We start from the raw sequence: 18,986 nt of genomic DNA, 5'->3' as shown, positions 1-18,986 counted from the left end.
ATAAAAAGGCTGGTTTGCATGCCTGAGAAATACAAGCAATGGTCGAAAATTGCCATTCTTTCTTGGATTATGATATATATCATGCGGAATTGAATTACATATCATGAGAAGTCATGGAGAATTTCAATAAAACGTGGAAGTATTGAGCGTCCGAGTGTGGATGAAAATAGATGACTATGTATAGGAAAGAGGCCATATCCTTGTATTAGGTGCAGGTACGACCTCTTTTTTTACTTTTTGTTTCTCTCGAAATAAAAAAAACAGCTGCCGAGAAAATCTCGGACAGCTGTTTGGTGTGAAGCTTAATGAAATTCCAACGATTAACGGTTGTAGAACTCGACGATTTGTTTTTCGTCGATGTCTTGGGACAATTCCGAACGCTCAGGCAAACGGATAAATTTACCTTCCAGAGCAGTATCGTTGAATTCTACGTATGCCGGAAGATGCGAACGGTTTTCCAAAGCTTCCTTAATGGAAGAAAGACCGCGGCTTCTTTCACGCAGGCTGATAACGTCGCCAGTGCTTACTTGGTAAGAAGCGATGTCAACTTTTTTGCCGTTTACAGTTACGTGACCGTGGGATACCAACTGACGCGAACCAGCGCGGGAGTTAGCGAATCCAAGGCGGTATACGAGGTTATCAAGGCGGCTCTCAAGCAAGAACATGAAGTTTTCACCTGCGATACCTTGCATTTTTTGCGCTTTAGCAAAGAGAGTGCGGAATTGCTTCTCGCCCAAACCGTACATGTGACGCAATTTTTGTTTTTCTTGCAATTGCATACCGTAGTTGCTGATTTTTCTCCGTTGGTTAGCTCCGTGCTGACCTGGAGGGAAAGGACGTTTCAATTCTTTGCCTGTTCCGCTCAGGGAAATGCCGAGGCGACGGCTCAATTTAAATTTAGGACCAGTGTAACGTGCCATGTTTAAAGTAGCTCCTTTTTAGTTAAAGTTCATATAGGGCTCTGTTTGCGCTCCAATTTGTTGATGCGGGCTAAGCCACGCATAGAACGATCAGGAAAGTTCAGCCGCTGTCCTGAAAGCAACAAAAAGAATGAGGGTGACACAACCGGTAATGCCCAAATTTAAAGACCCATTAGTAGTCTTCATCAACAATTTATTTTACAGTTTACTAGAACCAAAGTCAAGCCTGTGATAAAAGCAAAAAAACGTCTAAATTTGTCGATAGGTCCTTAGGCCCAAAATAATGGGACAATTTTCTGAAATATGGATGCAAAAATGCTTTAAAGAGAGTAAAATAGATTGTATCTTAACTTTAAATGATCTTGTACATTAAGGTTATCGCATAGAATTTGCAGGTTTGCGATAACGTCTGCAGATTAATGCATCCGAGTGGATGCAAAAACGGTGCAAAGGAGCGCCTGACATGTTAGAACATCTAAGAAGTAAACCAGCCAGCTTGAATTCGCGAAGTTCGGGCGATTCCGCATCTTCTGCCGCTCCTCACGAAGCGCATGTATTCTGGATGCAAAAAATGGACATCACACCTTTTGATTTTTCATATTTGGGAAGCCTGCTGCAACAAGCATACACCGACTGGCATATCCAACGGCGGCCGCACTCCGACAGATCATCGATAATATACAACGTATGGAATACAGAAGGGATCTGTATGGGGCAAGGAAATGAAGGGGCTCCATTGCTCGATGTACATTCGACTGTGATGCAATGCCTTGAAACGGGACAGGCCCAGTCGTTACGTGGAACCACTGAAAGTGGAGAGTACCATCTAATGGCTGAACCTCTTTTCTCCAGAACAAATAAGGATATGTTTGCTGTCTTCACTGCTGTAACCTACGAGCAAAATCGAGATGACACGTCTGAAGCCGTTGTTCGATCGGAGGCATTGCATTATCGTACCTGCTTTTACCGAAGATTTGAATACATATTTATGACGGATCTATTACATGCTCATGAACAAACGGCTCGTGAAGAGCACCGAAGGTCAATTCTGTTCCAAATCGTTCAACGGATGCATGACAAAATGGATGTGGATGCCATATTGGATGAAGTCTTTGACAGCATTGACTACTTATATCCAACGACTCGTATGACATTGTATATGTCGCAGGATCAGAGCAGCCTCAACCCACGTATCAAACCGTTGCTTGTTCATGAACGTGGAGAAGACATCTGTGTACAATCGTTTATGGAAGGCAAGCTCATTGTTGTTCGATCGGATGAAGGTGAACATCGCATACTGGAGGTTGGTCTTCCTCTAAAAGGTAAACAAGGGATCTATGGTGTATTTCATATTGAGATGAATGAGGAGTTAATGGAAGATTCCGATCTCCAACTCATTACGATGATGGCGGATACAGCAGGAACTGCCTTTGAAAATGCCAAACTGCACGAGCAATCGAATATGTTGATCCAGGAACTTCGTCTAATCAACGATCTGACACAACGTTTGAACAAAAGCCTGCAGCTCATGGAGATCTATCAATTCTCTGAACAGGAGTTGAAGGATATTTTTCAGGCTGAATCATGTTGTATTCTTCAACTGAATGACAGTACGGATCACTTCGAAGTGATGTCATCCAATGTGAGTGAGTTAGGTCGCAAATCGTTTCCAATGGATTATGGAATCGCTGGTTTGCTGTATCAAACCGAAGAACCGCTCATCCTATCCAATTATGCGAAATACGATAGAGTGTCATCGGTCTTCATGGATCTTACCGGCTCAATGTCATTGATTGCTTCACCCGTTCGGGTGAATGGTGAAGTGAAGGGTGCCATTTTGCTGGGACATCCCAAAAAGCAGTATTTTTCGTACGACAATTACCGCCTGCTGCAGATGTTGTCCATTCATATTGGACTTGCTCTCTCCAATGCAACGCTTCACGCCGAGGTACGACGTTTGGCTAACCTGGATATGCTGACAGGACTGTATGTGAGGCATTACCTGGATAGTGTGATCCATGAACGTCAGGCTCATGAATTCTGTGGTTCACTGGTTGTTGTGGATATTGACCAGTTTAAGCAGGTGAATGACACGTTTGGGCACCAAACAGGTGATCAGGTATTGAAACAGGTAAGCGACATTGTAACAAGTTCCGTCCGGCCTGAGGACATCTGCGCCAGATGGGGCGGGGAAGAGCTGGCCATCTATATGCCTCAGATTGGTGCTCGTCAGGCACTGGAATATGCGGAAATCATTCGCACCAGGGTTGCTGAAGAAACAAGGCCTTCCGTGACCGTATCCAGCGGTATTGCCGAATGGAACTGGATGGATGAGAAGGTTAGTGTGGAATCGTTATTTTACCGAGCTGATATGGCATTGTACGATGCGAAGCATGGTGGTCGAAATCGGATCGTCATGGAAGAACAGGAAGTTACACGTTAAGAGAGGACTATTCCGATTGCGGAGTCGTCCTCTCTTTATTTTTTTGAAGAGGCGATGCCAAAGGAAGGAAGTATAAGCAAATAAGGGAGGGGCAGGCTATGGAGAAAGTTTGATGGAAAGGTGGAATAGAACATGTTGAACCGTCGGTATATACGTGGGCTATTGTTGATTCTGAGCATTGTTGTGTTGTGTGCTCCTGGTTGTGGATTGTTAGAGCGAGATCGAACTCCTGAGGAGTTATTTTCACTTGCTTTATCCGGAATAGCAGGTAAAGAAAAGCTGAGTTTTGATGGGGAAGCAGGATTGCGACGCGAAAGCAACGGGCTGTTCGAAAATCAGTTTAAATTTGAGGGCAAGCTGGAGGATCATGACCGCTTGACCTTGCAAACGAGGCTGCCTGGAGCTGTGACTGCTGCCGGAACAGGAGTAAAAGGAGTAAATGCCGCCGCTGTTAACAATAACGGACAACCGAGTGGATTCAGTGCATCTTTTGAACGCAAACAAGGACAGTGGATGGCTTTAACTGCCCAACATGAGCCCCTGCGCGGATCGCTGTCCCGTTTTAATCCCATCGCTCAAATGGAAAGTATCGATCGGTTGAACAAAACGATAAAGTCCGAGTACGGTTCAGGTCGTCGAACGAAAATACTGCGAATTGAACTCGCACCAAAAGACGCCAAAACGTGGGCACTCGCGCAGCTTAACGACGAGATGAATGCGATTCGGGCAGAGTATATGCACAAGGCAACTGCGGTTAAGGGAGGCAGTCAGGAGAAGCTTGAGAAGGATTTGAACAAAGTGTGGGAACAAGGGGAAACATCGATGCAAGAGATGATGAAGCAGGCCGAGGTACAGACGGTGTATCATCTAACCGTAGATCGGAAAACTAGCTTGCCCTTGCGACTTTCTTCGGAAAGCCAGGTGAGCTATAAGGACATGAACAGCAAAAGGAATAAAGAAGCTCTTGTCACAGATGTAAACTTCAGGGCTTATGAATAGATAAGTTGTGGGGCTGCCTGCTGACGAGATCGTTGTAGCGTGCTACAATAGTATCGTAATTTACCGTTGTTCAATTCAGGGAATGGCGGATGACAGGAGGAGTTTACACGATGAAGGACCCAAGAATTCAGAAGCTCGCAGCCAATCTGGTGGGCTACTCTGTAGATGTACAGCCCGGCGAGAATGTGCTGGTTGAGATGATCGGCACGGAACGTGATCTGATTAATGCAATTATTGAAGAAGTAGGCAAAAAAGGCGGTAACGTCTTTGTACAGCTGACTGACAAAACAGTACAGCGTGCCATGCTCAAAAATGCGACAGAAGAAATGATGAAAACCTGGGCAGAGATCGATCTGAACCGGATGAAACAAATGGATTGTTACATTGGTATCCGTGCAGGGGAGAATGTGAACGATCTGTCCGATGTACCGGAAGAGAAAATGAAAATGTACAATTCACTGTATTCCCATCCGGTACATAGCGAGCAACGGGTAAAACATACAAAATGGGTTGTGCTTCGTTACCCGAATGCAAGTATGGCACAGCTGGCGAATACAAGCACAGAAGCGTTTGAAGATTTCTACTTCGACGTATGTAACCTGGATTACGCTAAAATGGACAAAGCACAGGATTCATTGGCTAATCTGATGAAACGCACGGACAAAGTGCGTATCACTGGACCGGGAACAGACCTGAGCTTCTCCATTAAAGATATCGGTGCAGAGAAATGTTCTGGCCAAAAAAATATTCCGGATGGCGAAGTGTACAGTGCCCCTGTACGTAATTCAGTGAACGGAACGATTAGTTATAACGCGCCAACGCTGTATAACGGCATTACTTTTGAAAATATTAAATTCACCTTCAAAGACGGTAAAATCGTTGAAGCAACAAGCAACGATACAGACCGCATCAATGAAATTCTGAATTCAGATGATGGCGCTCGTCATATCGGAGAATTCGCAATTGGATTTAATCCACATATCCTGCACCCAATGAAGGACATTCTGTTTGATGAAAAAATTGCAGGCAGCTTGCACTTTACGCCAGGCCAGGCATATGAAGAAACAGATAACGGAAACCGTTCCTCCATTCACTGGGATCTGGTGTTGATCCAGCGTCCAGACTACGGTGGTGGCGAAATTTATTTTGATGATGTATTGATCCGTAAAGACGGGATTTTCGTTATTCCTGAGCTGGAATGCCTCAATCCGGATCGTCTGAAATAGGAACAGTATTTTGCTGTTGCTAGGAAAGCGGATTCACGGTATCATGTAGTGGTAATTAATAGATGATACCAAAAGTGAAAAGACGGAGGGATTCCTATGTCGAGTAATAACGCAGCGGTAGTGGAAATTGCTCAAACAGCGAGCAAGTTTACTTCTTCAATCGTGCTTCATTCAGAGAACAAGTATATCGATGTGAAAAGTATTCTCGGACTGTTTACAACGCTGATCAGCACGCACAGCTATGAACTGCACGTTCATGGCCCGGATGCAGCTGAAGCCAAAGCAGCTATGTCAGAAGTATTTGCCAAACATGGACTGAATGTAAGTATCGCATCCGAGTAATGGCACTAAGAAGCATCTCTGCCTATTATGGCAGAGGTGCTTTTTTTTGCATGAGATAATTCAGGTGTACGGCAAGACCTCCGTAAAATAGGGGGATTAGGCAGGAATAAAGCTCTCCATAATCTATGGTTATTTTGGTCAGGTTCTTGTATTAGCTCCTGATTTCGTCTAATATTAGAGGTAGAACGTCTTTACGCGATTTTTGGGACATAGGGGGGAAAAATGCATGACTTCATCTGATCTGCAGGACCAGTTGCACTTGAAAGCGATCAGTCTTCTTCAAGAAGATGCAGATAAAATACAGAAGCTTATTGAAGTACAGATGGAGAATCTGGCTACCCGCTACTGCCCTCTCTATGAGGAAGTATTGGATACACAGATGTATGGGTTCTCCAAGGAAGTCGATTTTGCTGTTCGTGCAGGGCTTCTTCCAGAAGGTGCTGGTAAGCAGCTGGTAAGCGCGCTTGAGCGGAATCTGGCGATTCTATATGAAGCTTTGAACAAGAAGAATGAGCAATAGCCTGCAATAGCGTGGGTCAGAATAGAAGGCATGCAGGTGTTTGCATGCTTTTTTTGTGCGCCTGAATTGAAACAGCTCGTCTGATGTGGTTTAGGCGAGGGAGAAAAGAAAAAACAGCCTGGAAATGCGATTTCCAGGCTGCCTTTTACGCGCTAATTTTTTGTCTATTATTTAGGATGATGGGAGTACTGTTATACCAGGAAGAACGATACACCCAAAATAACATACACAACCATTAGGAGTAGACCTTCGTACCAGTTCGTTGAACCGTCCTGGGTGATGGACTTGGCGATAAATACGGCTACGCCAATGGCGACCAGCTCAATCGTTGTAAACACAATGTCCATCGTTCTGCCTGTGAAGTAGCTGACAAAAACGAGCACAGGAGCTACAAAGAGTGCGATTTGTAAACTGCTGCCGACTGCGATCTCAACTGCGGCACCGATTTTGTTTTTCATGGCAAGCATAATGGCTGCACTATGTTCCGCGGCGTTACCGATAATGGCAACGAGGAACGCACCGACGAACAGTTCGCTGAGTCCAAATTGTTCAGTAAACACCTCAAGGGTGCCAACGAGCCATTCACTGACGAAGGCAACCATGACGGTTGCAAGAACAAGATAGAGAATTGATTTTTTCTTAGACCACTCGGGTGCATGTTCATGCGGCAACTCTTCATCTTCATCCACAGTGACATCTGCGAGATAGTTCTTGTGCGTAACCATGGAGAACACCAACCACGCTATGTAGGCAAGGATCAGCAAACCTGCGACAATGAGACTGAGTGTGTTCGTATCCTTCTGTGTGATGGAATGGGTATTCAGGAAGACGGCTGGAATAAACAGGGCAATGATGGCTACAATCATCAGGGAGCCGTTTAGACCGGCAAGGGATACGTTATAATTCTGAATTTTGAACTTGAGTCCTCCGGCAAAGATACTTAGACCAAGCACCAGCAGCAGGTTACCGATAATGGAGCCTGTCAAACTGGCCTTAACCATGTCGAACAATCCTTCTTTGACGAGGAAAATGGCGATAATCAATTCGGCGGCATTGCCGAATGTAGCATTCAAAAATCCGCCTAACCGCTGTCCGGCATAGTGGGCTACATTTTCGGTGGCTTTGCCTAAAAAACCGGCCACAAAAATAACCGAAATGGCTGAAATGACGAATTGCAGAATCGAATCCCATTTCAAGTAGTGGGCGACGGCGCTGAGTGCAAAGGTGGCAATCAGCAAAATGGATGAAATTCGGTTTCTCACAACAAACACCTCGGTAACATATTATTTTGTTTTAAACGATATGACTAAATACTTATGAGATTATTTTCATATTTCAATATAACCAAATCATGGTAGGTTGTAAACGCATCTTTTTGAGTTTAATTTGCTTTTTGGGGTCGAAAGGATTTAAAATACGAGTAACGAAGTGAAGGAGGATGTGGCATGGCAGAACAACTTCAACTAGAGGGCGGAAACATCCGGATTGCCGATGACGTAGTGGCGAAAATTGCCGGAATGGCTGCGATGGAGACACCCGGAATTGCCGCAATGTCTGGAGGATTGTCAGAGGGCTGGGCCAAGCGCCTGAGCGGTAAAAACGTACAGAAAGGCGTGGGCGTGGAGGTCGGCCAGCTGGAAGCAGCCATTGATCTGCGCATCATCGTCCTGTACGAGACACCGATTCATGAAGTTTCCCGCATGCTCCAGCAGAATGTAAGAGAAGCGGTAGAGACCATGACCGGGTTACGTGTTGTTGAAGTCAATGTAAAGGTAGAAGGCGTATCTTTCAGAGGCGACGATCTGTAAACTTGAGCAATCCGTGATGGAAGAACAACGGTATATTGACCTGGTTCTTCATCTAGATAAACAACACCAAAAAGACTTCGCATCGAATTCGATGCGAAGTCTTTTTCTGTTTTCAATACATTTTGTTCCAAAACCATTCGTATGACGTTTCCTTCCCATTACCGAATTCGGCGAATGGATTCACGTGAACGAAGTGCGGGAGAAGTACGTGATGTCTGAACCGTCACCGACTTCGTTTTCTCTTCCTTGATGACGTCCAAATTATTGGTACGTGAGATGCTGAGCAGGATACCCATAGCCACCATCATCACAAAGAGTGAGGTACCGCCATAACTGATGAACGGAAGGGTAACCCCTGTCACCGGAATGGTCTGGGTCACGCCCCCAATGTTGATAAAGGCCTGGATCGCAATTAATCCCATAATACCAATACCGACCAGTGTCCCAAATGGATCGGGACAGCGAAGGGAGACGATAATGCCTCGCCAGATGAAGTAGAGGTAGACCAACAGAAATAGGGCAGTTCCAACAAAGCCGAGCTCTTCTCCAATTACAGAGAAAATAAAGTCGTTATAAGCATTGGGCAAATAATGCAGCTTCATCGTGCCTTGTCCGATCCCGGAGCCGGTGATGCCTCCATCCCCGATGGCAACAAGGGAGCGATAGAGGTTAAGGCTTCCGCCTGTTTTGTCGGATAAAGGATCAAGGAATGCCTGAATACGGCCGATTTTATAGTTCTGCGTAGCTTCCGTAGTTGTGGTGCTATCTGCAGTATCTGAAGAAGACATGGAAGAAAACAAGGCATTCGCTCCAAGCGCCAATGCTGCTCCCAACACTACCAGCAAAATAGAACCCATAATGTGTTTCATACTTGCTCCACCCGCATAAATGACCAGTCCGCACGTCGTAACCAGAATAAAGCAGGTACCAAAATCCGGTTGCAACATAATCAGTCCTGCAATGAATCCGACAATGACCAGCACGGGAATATATCCTGTCCTAAGATCCCTGAACCGTTCCCCTTTTTTGGTAATCAGTGCAGCGAGGTACAAAACAATAGCAATTTTGGCAAATTCCGCAGGTTGAATACTGAAGCCGATAATTTCAATCCAGCTTCGGGCACCGTTTACCTTTTTACCTGCAACCAATACAATTAGTAGCAATACCGTGGTGAGTAAGAAAAATGGTGCATAAAGTTTTTTGTATTTGTTAAATCGGATATTCATGGCGAAAAACATGCCCACTAAACCGATAACCGCCCACATAAGTTGTTTTTTCGTGAAGAACAGGGCATCATTGTTAAAATTTTTGTTTGCAATTGCAATGCTGGAACTGGAGCTGAACACCATCACCAGTCCGAAGCCCACCAACAATAAAGTGAGGATTAGCAGTTGAAAATCCGGCGTGCCTCTCTTCGTTTTCGTTTGGGCCGTTTGTTGTTTCATGGTTCGGCCCAGCCTAAGCTTCCAGCAGTTCTTTAAGCTGCTGTAATTTTTGGGCCGCCAGCTTCACGACTGGCTGTGGTACGGTAGAGTCATAATCCAGACCATGCGGAAAGGTTGCTTTTCCAAGATAAATAGCTTCAACTGCGAGAAGCGTATCCGGTTTTTCGAGTTTGCCATCTATCGCACGGGTATTAATACGTACAAAGTATTCCGATTTGGTTTGTTCATCTTCAATTTTGTAGTCATATGTAGCACGATAATATTCCCATTGCCACCGGACAAATCCGACTTTCTCGGCGCTCTCATCCAGGTATGCCAAGTCGCTCTTCAAGCCATCCAAGCCTGTATTCTCAAAAATCATAAGCGTCTGATCCTCCTCATAAGCTTCCGAGAGTATAAATCTCGTTCTTTTCTCTAGTTTATGATAGTATGTTTCCCCTTCCCGTGCAAGCTTTCAAGCGGTCATTCGTATCGGTTTTCTTCCAATTCTGCTACAATATACAGCAATAGGTTTCAAGAGGAAGGTTCGGGCTTGATGAAAGTCCCGTATAGAGAGCGAAAGGATGGAGAGACATGACAAATAATATATGGTGGAATGACCTGCAAATCCACATGGTAGAATGGCGTCGTCATCTTCATCGGAATCCTGAGGTTTCCTTTCATGAGGAGAAGACATCCTCTTTTGTAGCGGGTATGCTGGAGAGCTTTGGTGTTGAAGTGAGACGACACGTTGGTGGACACGGAGTTATAGGTACCCTTCGTGGGGACAAGCCAGGGCCTGTCGTAATGCTTCGTGCAGATATGGATGCACTTCCGATTCAGGACGAGAAGGACGTTGAATATGCATCACAACAAGCAGGAGCTATGCATGCCTGTGGTCATGATGGTCACATATCCATTTTGCTAGGCACGGCACTGTATTTCAGTCGCCATAAACATGAGATCAAGGGTGAGATTCGCTTTTTGTTCCAACCTGCAGAAGAGTTGCTACCAGGTGGTGCGCTCAATGTCATAGCAGACGGCGGACTGGAAGGGGTAGATGTCATCTATGGAATTCATCTGTGGACCCCGCTTCCTGTAGGCGTGGCAGCGAGTACTCCGGGGCCGATGATGGCAGCGGCAGATGACTTTTATATTGAGATCAAAGGAAAAGGTGGACATGGCGGCATGCCGCAATCCACGGTGGACAGCCTCGTGGCTGGTTCAGCCCTTGTGATGCAATTGCAGACGGTTGTCAGTCGCTCGGTGGATCCCTTGCGTCCCGCAGTATTGACGATTGGTACAATGCAAGCGGGCTCAGCACAGAATATCATCGCCGAGTTATGTAAAATGACGGGTACAGTGAGAACCTTTGATGAAGAGACGCGCAGTATCATGAAGGAACGTGTGCATACGATCGTGGCTCAGACCGGAGAGATCTACGGTGCCGAGACGAAGTTGAACTATATTATGGGATATCCTCCTGTCGTGAATGATGAGCAGGAAACGGCACGTTTCTTCAAGGAAGCGGTAGATGTATTTGGTGAAGAACATGTACAGAAGTCACCAATGTTGATGCCAGCTGAAGATTTCACTTATTACTTACAGCAGATTCCTGGCTGCTTTATGTTTGTTGGAGCAGGTAACCCGGAGAAGAATGCCATCTATCCGCACCATCATCCCAAGTTCGACTTTGATGAGGATGCCATGCAAAATGCTGTGAAACTATTTATAGCAATGGCTAAAGGATATACAGCCGAATGATTTGAGTATAGTTGGGCATCCTATTCATACCAAGGTATGAGCAGGGTGCTTTTTTTTGTTAGGTCTTTATAAAGCTTAAATTAAGGTCGAACTGTTGTATTATACAGGTTCAATTTCGGAAGAAACCGGAACTGGACTTTTTGTGATGCCTGTAATTCGGAAAAACATATAACTCATTTTCAAATTAGGGAGGAAGCGGAATGGAGAAAACGGACGCCTGCATTGTCCAGCGTGATTTTACAGTATTGCTTGAAGTGGGTCATCCTGGATTTGATCAGGCCAGAGCTCAACTAGGGATGTATGCCGAACTGGTGAAGACACCTGCGGCTTTTCATACATATCGCATCACTGCATTATCACTGTGGAATGCCGCTGCACTCGGCTGGAGTGCTGATCAAGTGATAGAAAGTCTGGAATCAGTGTCTCGTTGGAATGTTCCTGCCGCCCTGATTCAAGATATCCAAAGAATTATCCATCAATATGGGAAGTTACAATTGAAGCCACAGGCAGATCACGGGAGAATGCGTCTCGTGAGTGAAGATGAACGATTGCTGGATGAATTAAGCAGTATGAAGACCATCTCGGCTTTTCGGATGGAACGTGTCGATCCCCATGAGCTCATACTTGGCGGTGAGCAACGCGGATTGCTGAAGCGTGAACTAACTCGTTTGGGTTATCCGGTGCTGGATTATGCGGGATATCGAGAAGGAACAAGTCTTCCGTTTGAATGGCAAGCGAATACGCTGGGCGAAGGTTTGGACGGCTTCCAGTTGCGCCCGTACCAACGAGATGCTGTGGATGCTTTTGAAGGTAGCGAAGGCATGGGAGGCAGTGGCCTGCTTGTTCTTCCCTGCGGTGCAGGCAAAACGGTTATTGGGATGGCCGTGTTGAAACGTTTGCAATGTGAGTGCCTTATCTTAACATCGAACACCACATCCGTGCGGCAATGGATTCAGGAACTACAGGATAAAACAACGATAACGAATGAACAGATTGGTGAGTATTCCGGTCAGAAAAAACAGGTGAAACCTGTGACCGTGGCAACTTATCAGATTCTTACACATAGAAAATCGAAAGAAGCTGATTTTACTCATATCAAATTGCTAAGTGAACGCCAGTGGGGACTCATCATCTATGATGAGGTCCATCTGCTTCCAGCACCTGTATTTCGTGCTACAGCAGATATTCAGGCTACAAGAAGACTGGGATTGACAGCAACATTGGTGCGTGAGGATGGCTGTGAACAGGATGTATTTTCGCTAATTGGTCCGAAACTATATGACATGCCGTGGAAAGAATTAGAACAGCAAGGGTGGATTGCGAATGTACAGTGCCAGGAAATACGCATTCCGTTCACTCCTGAACTACGATCAAACTATTTGGAAGCAGAGGTGAAGCATCAATTTCGCCTTGCAGCCGAAAATCCGGCCAAATTAGCTGTGATCAGACGGATATTGGACCATCATGAGGGAATGCCAGCGCTTGTAATAGGACAGTATCTGGATCAGCTTGAGAGCATTGCCCGGGAAATTGAAGCGCCGCTCATATCGGGTACGATGTCCCAGCAAGAGCGAGTGAAATGGTTTGCAGCGTTCCGGCGTGGTGAGATCAAAACGATTGTCGTATCCAAGGTTGCCAATTTTGCCGTAGACCTGCCGGATGCTGCTGTTGCACTTGAAATATCCGGCAGTTTCGGTTCAAGGCAGGAAGAAGCCCAGCGATTGGGTCGGATTCTAAGGCCTAAGTCCGGAGAAAATAAAGCTTATTTCTATGCCCTTGTATCGGAGGACAGTAAGGAACAGGAGTTTGCATTACGCCGTCAGATGTTTCTGGTCGAACAAGGTTATGAGTACAAAATCGTTCATGAATTGCAATGAAAATGCTGTTTACATCTCTACTTAAAAATAAGAGAAAGGCATGATTAGCAATGCGTACACAGGGTAATCTGGATGTGAATTCATTAAAAGAGCTTTCATACGTTGAAAGAACGGTACTTGGTGTGATTTTTTGCAAATATGCCGGACAACCCTTTTCCAACATGCTGACATCAGCAGAGTGGGCTGTGGATGGTCTTAGCAGAGCTGAAGCAGTGACGACGTTTACAGCTCTTCGGCATAAAGGCTGGATCAAAGCTGTGCGCAAGTCTTGGGGCGAACGCTTGTATTACATACCAGAATCACTACTTCCTTTGTTAACCATTGCCTACGCAGCACGAGTTGGACAGTTCGCTCAGCTGAAGACGAATGTAATACAGGATGAAATGACACAAGATAAGGCCATATCCAGTATTGAAGTCCAGAAAGTGACGATTGTTCGAGAGGGAAAACCGGATATTGCCGCAGAGCTTCTTCATGTACTGGCTTGGATGGTAAGAGAAGGTCAAGCCCAAGGAGGACTCCTATTAACAAGTAAGGGAACGATCCACAAGAAAATGGTGCAGCGATTAAGTCGGATGACGGTTCTGGGCCCTGAAGATTTTTCCGAACTAGGTATTCACTATGATCATGCGGATGTGTATCCAGTCCATGTGGCCCTTATTATTGATTTGCTGCTCAGTCTGGGTTTGATTGAAAAGGCGCATAACCGAATGCATGTGTCACCTGACCGTCTTTATCACTGGTTAACGTTGTCGTGGTCTTCAATGCACCGAGAAATCTATAGCGTATGTATGGACCGATATGGTGCAGCTGAGCCTAAACTTCAGCATTTTCGTTATCAATTAATGATGTTTGCTTCACGGGAAAATGAATGGTTGAGTATTTCAGCAGGGACTTTAGACAACGTTGAGCTGAAAGAAGCAATTGAAATTAGAGAGAGTGAAGGTTCTTCAGGATTATCCTTCTTAACACATATCTGGGGTTGGCTCGATGTTCTGACAGGTTTGGGATATGGTGAGGTTGGTGAGTCAGCTGCGGGAGAGCTTTTATATCGCTGGCAGATTGATCCGAGAATTTTATTGAACTTTGCGAATGACGAGTCAGAAAAACCGGAAAAGAATACGATTTTTGTTCAGCCTGACTTTGAAATTATGGTTCCTCCAGATGTAGCCCCACAGGTCCGCTGGAATCTGGACATTGGTGCAGAGCTTGTGAGTCGTGATCGAATGTCCATATATCGGATAACAAAGGAACGAATCATCGCAGCATCAGAGATCGGTCTTACAGCGGATGTAATGATAAACTTCCTTAGACTATATGCTGTCTCGGGAGTGCCTGAGCATGTGGAGCTAGCGATCCAGCAGTGGGGACAGGATGCAGACAGACTTTACATGGATGCTAGGCAGAACGTTGATCAGGATGAATCGGTGGATAAAGTTAAGAAAAAGGACACCTGGATATATGAATCGAGAAGTGAATTACTTGAAAAGTTGAACAGGCCAGAGGCGGAAGCCATTCTAGATGAGTCCATTGTCGGAGCAGATGAGTTCAAAGTCGGACTTGAGGTGCAGAAGGAACTCTTTTATATTCGTGGAAGAGTGGGGCTCATTCAATGTGACTCCAATCTGCACACGTATGAACACGATCATTCCATCACGGAGCAGTCAGGTCTGTTTCCCGGATACGGAGAGATCCCTGAGATGTGGCATAACGAGTGGCGAGGATATCATGTATCCACAGCTCGTCAGATTGCTGCGAAAGCCATTGAATGGCAGACAAAACTGGGTCTGAAGCTGGACAGCCATATCGTTTATGTTATCCCTGATCAGATTCAAGGTCATGAAGATTGGACACTAACGGGCTGGTCCATATCGGAGGATGGTACAGATCCCACAGAACGCCGTACTTTCTCACCTAACGAATGGAACCAGATACGCCTGATTATTCCGAACCATGCATAAACTTGATCGACTTTGCCAAAGCAGATCGCCTGTTCCCTTTATTTCTATTTGCAGGAAAAACTCTTCTTAACTTTTCGGGGATATGATATGATGAAGTAGTCTACGTTAAGTAGAACTTTATATATAGATAGGATGAATTTCATGAGCGTAGCGGAAATGAACACGGTCGATATGGCCCAAGTGTTAACGGGCGCATATGAACTGGGCGACATGATTAACCAATCAGCCGAAGTATCGGATTATTTATATTGGAAGCAGCAAGTGGAGACGAGCCCTGAAATTCAGGCGGGGATACGCAAGCTGGAAGCCAAAAAGGAACTATTCGAAGAAACCCAGCGTTTTGGGCATTTTCACCCGGACTATCACGCCGCAAAAGATCAGGTTCAGGCTCTAGAGCTTGAATTGGAACATTTCGAGGCGGTAGCCCGCTTCAAACAGGCGGAGAAAGCATTGGACGATATGTTGTTCCAGATGTCGGAGACGATTGCATTCGCCGTGTCAACGACGATCAAGGTACCGAGCAATGATCCGAATCCGAAGGGCGGCTGCGGTAGCGGAGGCAAGTGTGGTTGTAGCTAAGATTTGATAAGAACATAAATTTATGACAGACCGGACCTTTCCGAGGATCCGGTCTCCATTATAGAAAGGCGGGGAAAATGATGTTTGCGGAAAGGACAGGATTCATTATATGGGTCAGTGATTTGAAAGCGGCTCGTAATCTCGAAAAGTATGGTACCGTTCATTACATCTCCCGCCGTATGCATTATGTCGTCATGTATGTTAATGCAGAGCGGGCTGAAGATACGATGAAAAATGTGAACAGACTTTCCTATGTGCGCAAGGTTGAACGTTCCTACCGGAATGAGATTAAAACAGAGTATGCTAGCAAAACGATGGACAAAACGAGTTTTTACGGGATATAACAAAAATGGTTTGGAAATGTACAGTGAACTTATTGCCACTGTACATTTCGAAACGATTAACCAGAGGGGCCCTTCGGGGCCGCTCTTTTATTGAATTAGGCATAAACTGGATTTTGTGAAAAAATCTGAAGTTACGCCTTGAGGTTGCGGGACTTATGTTGTAATATATTGGGTAAATAAATAGATAGAAAGTCCTATCTGGTGGAGAGTGATTCCCATGCGTGATAAGGTGATGCAACGTTGGAGCACGTACGAGCCTTTTTTCGTGGCTCTTGGAGACAAAAAAGTGGCCGACATCGTCATTACCAATCATGCCAAGATGCGGTATGCAGACCGTATTGAGCCGGCACGTAATGATGATGACCATATTGCGGCATGGTTATGGGAGTGTCTGAAGCAGGACCGTATTACACCATACTACCGTAATGAGCAGGATGTTTACCTGATCGACGAAGATTTGGTCGTGGTTGCTGAATTTTCCGAACTTGAAGGGGAATATGACATTGCTGGCAATCCGCTTCATAAGATGATTGTTGTTACGTTTCTGGGGAAAATGTCCGAGACGATTGAACTGCGGGATTTAAAATCGTATTATTCTTGGCTAAGACATTCAAGACGAATGACTCTTGTCAAGAACAGTCGCAAGCATAAGTAAGTTTGGAATAATCCATATTTTCGAATTGATAGATTCAGGTTACATCGCATGCAGACAAGCTGCATGCTTTTTTTGTTGGAATTCACGAAATCGGCTACAATGGGGAAAGCGTACAGAAGAGGGGCGAAGATATGAATTTTCATCAATTGCATATTTTTTATACCGTAGCAGAGAAGGGAAGTTTTTCAGCGGCTGCGCAAGCACTACATATGACACAACCTGCGGTGACGATGCAGATTCAATCGCTTGAGGATTATTTTGGGACCAAGTTGTTGCATCGTTCTACCAAGAAAATAGAATTATCCGAGGCAGGTCGGACATTACTGCCTCACGCCAAACGCAGTGTAGAGTTGGTCAGACAGACAGATGAGGCGATGTCCGCGTTTACACAGATGCTGCAAGGCAGATTGCAGCTTGGGGCAAGTTTGACGATTGGTGAGTATGTGTTGCCACGAATGCTGGGCCCTTTTGCTCGCCAATACCCGGATATCTCGATCGTTATGAAAGTGATGAATACGACGCAAATTATGGACGATATCTTGAAACATCAGCTTAACTTTGGACTGATTGAAGCGCCAGTAAACCACCCGGATATGATTGTAGAGCCGGTCATGCAGGATGAATTGAAGCTGATTGTTCCGGCAGGGCATGCTCTGGCAGATCGTGGGGAAGTAGAGCTTGAAGATGTGCTGAACTACGCGTTTGTGTTGCGGGAAAAAGGCTCGGGTACCCGTCAGGTGATGGAAGATCAGTTGCAGAAGAGAAATATAGATCCACAGGACATGAATGTGGTGATGGAACTTGGCAGTACAGGTGCTGTGAAATCCGCCGTAGAAGCGGGTGTGGGTATCACCATGTTATCCCCGTCGTCCGTTCAGCATGAGCTGGCCCTTGGACTGGTTCATATCGTGGATATTCGTGGGCTTGAGTTCAAACGACAATTCTACGCTATACATCTGAAATCTTCATTGCTTCCCTTGTCAGCAGTAGCGTTCCTGAATTATTTGCGTCAGCATGAGCAGACAACATCAGAAGGACGAGCGGAATAAGAGGGTCATATTAATTTAAAATCCATTCTGTTACTCACTAGATATAAGAAGGAGCTGTTGTTCATGAATCACTTTAACGGACGTTGTGATCTTCATACGCATAGCCAAGCGTCGGACGGAATGCAGCCACCTGCCGAGAATGTGAAGCTCGCCAAACAAAGAGGACTGTCTGCGGTGGCGCTGACAGATCACGATACAGTAGCTGGTGTAGCCGAGGCACAGTGGGCTGGCCGTGAGTATGGAATTGACGTTGTGGCAGGGGTAGAGATCAGTACCCGCGCTGGCGGCAAGGATATTCATGTGCTGGGGTATTATGTGAATACAGAAGATGAGAAATTTCTGGAGCGACTGCGCGGGCTTCGGGAGGCGAGAGAAGAACGCAATCATCTGATCATTGCCAAACTGCAGGAGCTTGGACTCGAAATTAGCTGGCAGGAGGTCATTGATGGCCTTGGCCGACCGCTGGAGCCGGATGAAAGCATCGGTAGACCTCATATGGCCGATGTGTTGGTACGAAAAGGATATGCCGCTGATATGAGGGATGCATTCAATCGTTATTTGGCTGAAGGCCAACCGGGCTATGTATCGGTTCCCCGAGTTGCACCGGAAGATGCATGCCAGTGGATTAAAGATGCGGGTGGTGCTGCTGTTATTGCCCATCCTGGTTTATACAGAGACGACGAATTGGTTCGTCGCATTCTGGTGGACGCCCATCCTGACGGTATTGAAGTGGTTCATTCGGATCATGGACCAGAAGAGGAACGCAGATATGCGGAGTTGGCACGGGAATTTGGGCTCATTCAAACAGGTGGTTCGGATTACCATGGTGTAAGACAAGGGGTGGTTTTCCACGGGGATCTGGGAAGCAAAACCGTAACCATTTATGTGCTCGATAAACTCCGGGCTGCAGCCGGAAAGTCTTGATGGGGAAACTTTCTTCATATGTTGTATGAGACTGGGATATAAGGGATCGGTTGTCATCGTGCTAAAATTGAATATGAAAAAAAAGGACATAGAGATGGGGTGAGCGTTAATCGCTAGCCATGTCTCTATGTCCTTTTTGATTGCCTATAAT

General features: G+C 45.6%; 18 protein-coding genes. 14 read left to right on the top strand and 4 right to left on the bottom strand.

Going from position 1 to position 18,986, the window contains the following annotated elements; translation table 11 throughout:
• Nucleotides 1–320: 320 nt before the first annotated feature.
• Nucleotides 321–920 carry a 30S ribosomal protein S4 gene (gene rpsD, locus PTQ21_RS26720; protein ID WP_274567752.1) on the bottom strand — a complete coding sequence of 200 codons (600 nt, stop codon included), beginning with the start codon at nt 918–920 and terminating at the stop codon, nt 321–323.
• Between the two features lie 463 nt (nt 921–1,383).
• Here rpsD and PTQ21_RS26715 point away from each other — a divergent pair, with 463 nt between their 5' ends.
• The 5 genes from PTQ21_RS26715 to PTQ21_RS26695 all read left to right on the top strand — a co-directional run bounded on the left by PTQ21_RS26715 (nt 1,384) and on the right by PTQ21_RS26695 (nt 6,450).
• A complete protein-coding gene (locus PTQ21_RS26715) occupies nt 1,384–3,363 on the top strand; it encodes a sensor domain-containing diguanylate cyclase (RefSeq protein ID WP_274567750.1) in 1,980 nt (659 codons plus the stop codon).
• A gap of 132 nt (nt 3,364–3,495) precedes the next feature.
• The gene (locus tag PTQ21_RS26710) at nt 3,496–4,362 is read left to right on the top strand and encodes a hypothetical protein (protein ID WP_079694167.1); all 867 of its coding nucleotides are present in this window, start codon (nt 3,496–3,498) and stop codon (nt 4,360–4,362) included.
• 110 nt (nt 4,363–4,472) lie between these two features.
• Nucleotides 4,473–5,588, top strand: a complete 1,116-nt coding sequence (locus tag PTQ21_RS26705; RefSeq protein WP_063565583.1) for an aminopeptidase — start codon at nt 4,473–4,475, stop codon at nt 5,586–5,588.
• 96 nt (nt 5,589–5,684) lie between these two features.
• Nucleotides 5,685–5,930 (top strand): HPr family phosphocarrier protein, encoded by a 246-nt coding sequence (locus PTQ21_RS26700; protein WP_024631140.1) that lies wholly within the window; start codon nt 5,685–5,687, stop codon nt 5,928–5,930.
• Nucleotides 5,931–6,156: 226 nt separating this feature from the next.
• Nucleotides 6,157–6,450 carry an Fpa/YlaN family protein gene (locus PTQ21_RS26695; protein WP_024631139.1) on the top strand — a complete coding sequence of 98 codons (294 nt, stop codon included), beginning with the start codon at nt 6,157–6,159 and terminating at the stop codon, nt 6,448–6,450.
• Nucleotides 6,451–6,641: 191 nt separating this feature from the next.
• Here the strand turns inward: PTQ21_RS26695 and cax are convergent, their stop codons facing one another.
• Nucleotides 6,642–7,712, bottom strand: a complete 1,071-nt coding sequence (gene cax / locus PTQ21_RS26690; protein ID WP_063565584.1) for a calcium/proton exchanger — start codon at nt 7,710–7,712, stop codon at nt 6,642–6,644.
• 183 nt (nt 7,713–7,895) lie between these two features.
• Between cax and PTQ21_RS26685 the strand changes: the two genes are divergently transcribed.
• A complete protein-coding gene (locus PTQ21_RS26685) occupies nt 7,896–8,258 on the top strand; it encodes an Asp23/Gls24 family envelope stress response protein (RefSeq protein WP_024631137.1) in 363 nt (120 codons plus the stop codon).
• Between the two features lie 158 nt (nt 8,259–8,416).
• On the opposite strand, the gene ftsW is transcribed toward PTQ21_RS26685, so the two are convergent.
• Both ftsW and PTQ21_RS26675 read right to left on the bottom strand, forming a co-directional pair.
• Nucleotides 8,417–9,703: a putative lipid II flippase FtsW gene (ftsW, locus tag PTQ21_RS26680; protein ID WP_063565585.1), complete on the bottom strand. Its 1,287-nt coding sequence runs from the start codon at nt 9,701–9,703 to the stop codon at nt 8,417–8,419.
• A gap of 13 nt (nt 9,704–9,716) precedes the next feature.
• Nucleotides 9,717–10,064: a YugN family protein gene (locus PTQ21_RS26675; protein WP_274567743.1), complete on the bottom strand. Its 348-nt coding sequence runs from the start codon at nt 10,062–10,064 to the stop codon at nt 9,717–9,719.
• Between the two features lie 212 nt (nt 10,065–10,276).
• Here PTQ21_RS26675 and PTQ21_RS26670 point away from each other — a divergent pair, with 212 nt between their 5' ends.
• The 8 genes from PTQ21_RS26670 to PTQ21_RS26635 all read left to right on the top strand — a co-directional run bounded on the left by PTQ21_RS26670 (nt 10,277) and on the right by PTQ21_RS26635 (nt 18,835).
• The gene (locus tag PTQ21_RS26670; RefSeq protein ID WP_274567742.1) at nt 10,277–11,446 is read left to right on the top strand and encodes a M20 family metallopeptidase; all 1,170 of its coding nucleotides are present in this window, start codon (nt 10,277–10,279) and stop codon (nt 11,444–11,446) included.
• A gap of 200 nt (nt 11,447–11,646) precedes the next feature.
• The gene (locus PTQ21_RS26665) at nt 11,647–13,323 is read left to right on the top strand and encodes a DNA repair helicase XPB (protein WP_274567740.1); all 1,677 of its coding nucleotides are present in this window, start codon (nt 11,647–11,649) and stop codon (nt 13,321–13,323) included.
• 50 nt (nt 13,324–13,373) lie between these two features.
• Nucleotides 13,374–15,284: a helicase-associated domain-containing protein gene (locus PTQ21_RS26660; RefSeq protein ID WP_274567738.1), complete on the top strand. Its 1,911-nt coding sequence runs from the start codon at nt 13,374–13,376 to the stop codon at nt 15,282–15,284.
• A gap of 141 nt (nt 15,285–15,425) precedes the next feature.
• Entirely contained in the window at nt 15,426–15,863 is a 438-nt protein-coding gene (locus tag PTQ21_RS26655) for a YlbF/YmcA family competence regulator (RefSeq protein ID WP_063565590.1), read from the top strand.
• A gap of 80 nt (nt 15,864–15,943) precedes the next feature.
• Nucleotides 15,944–16,207 (top strand): YlbG family protein, encoded by a 264-nt coding sequence (locus tag PTQ21_RS26650; RefSeq protein ID WP_063565591.1) that lies wholly within the window; start codon nt 15,944–15,946, stop codon nt 16,205–16,207.
• 217 nt (nt 16,208–16,424) lie between these two features.
• The gene (locus tag PTQ21_RS26645) at nt 16,425–16,862 is read left to right on the top strand and encodes a hypothetical protein (protein ID WP_063565592.1); all 438 of its coding nucleotides are present in this window, start codon (nt 16,425–16,427) and stop codon (nt 16,860–16,862) included.
• A 131-nt stretch (nt 16,863–16,993) separates the two neighbouring features.
• Nucleotides 16,994–17,911 carry a selenium metabolism-associated LysR family transcriptional regulator gene (locus PTQ21_RS26640; RefSeq protein WP_063565593.1) on the top strand — a complete coding sequence of 306 codons (918 nt, stop codon included), beginning with the start codon at nt 16,994–16,996 and terminating at the stop codon, nt 17,909–17,911.
• Nucleotides 17,912–17,974: 63 nt separating this feature from the next.
• Nucleotides 17,975–18,835: a PHP domain-containing protein gene (locus PTQ21_RS26635; protein WP_274567733.1), complete on the top strand. Its 861-nt coding sequence runs from the start codon at nt 17,975–17,977 to the stop codon at nt 18,833–18,835.
• Nucleotides 18,836–18,986 lie beyond the last annotated feature (151 nt).

This window comes from Paenibacillus marchantiae, assembly GCF_028771845.1.
GTDB classification, from domain to species: domain Bacteria; phylum Bacillota; class Bacilli; order Paenibacillales; family Paenibacillaceae; genus Paenibacillus; species Paenibacillus marchantiae.
This window is presented reverse-complemented; position numbering and strand designations above follow the sequence as displayed.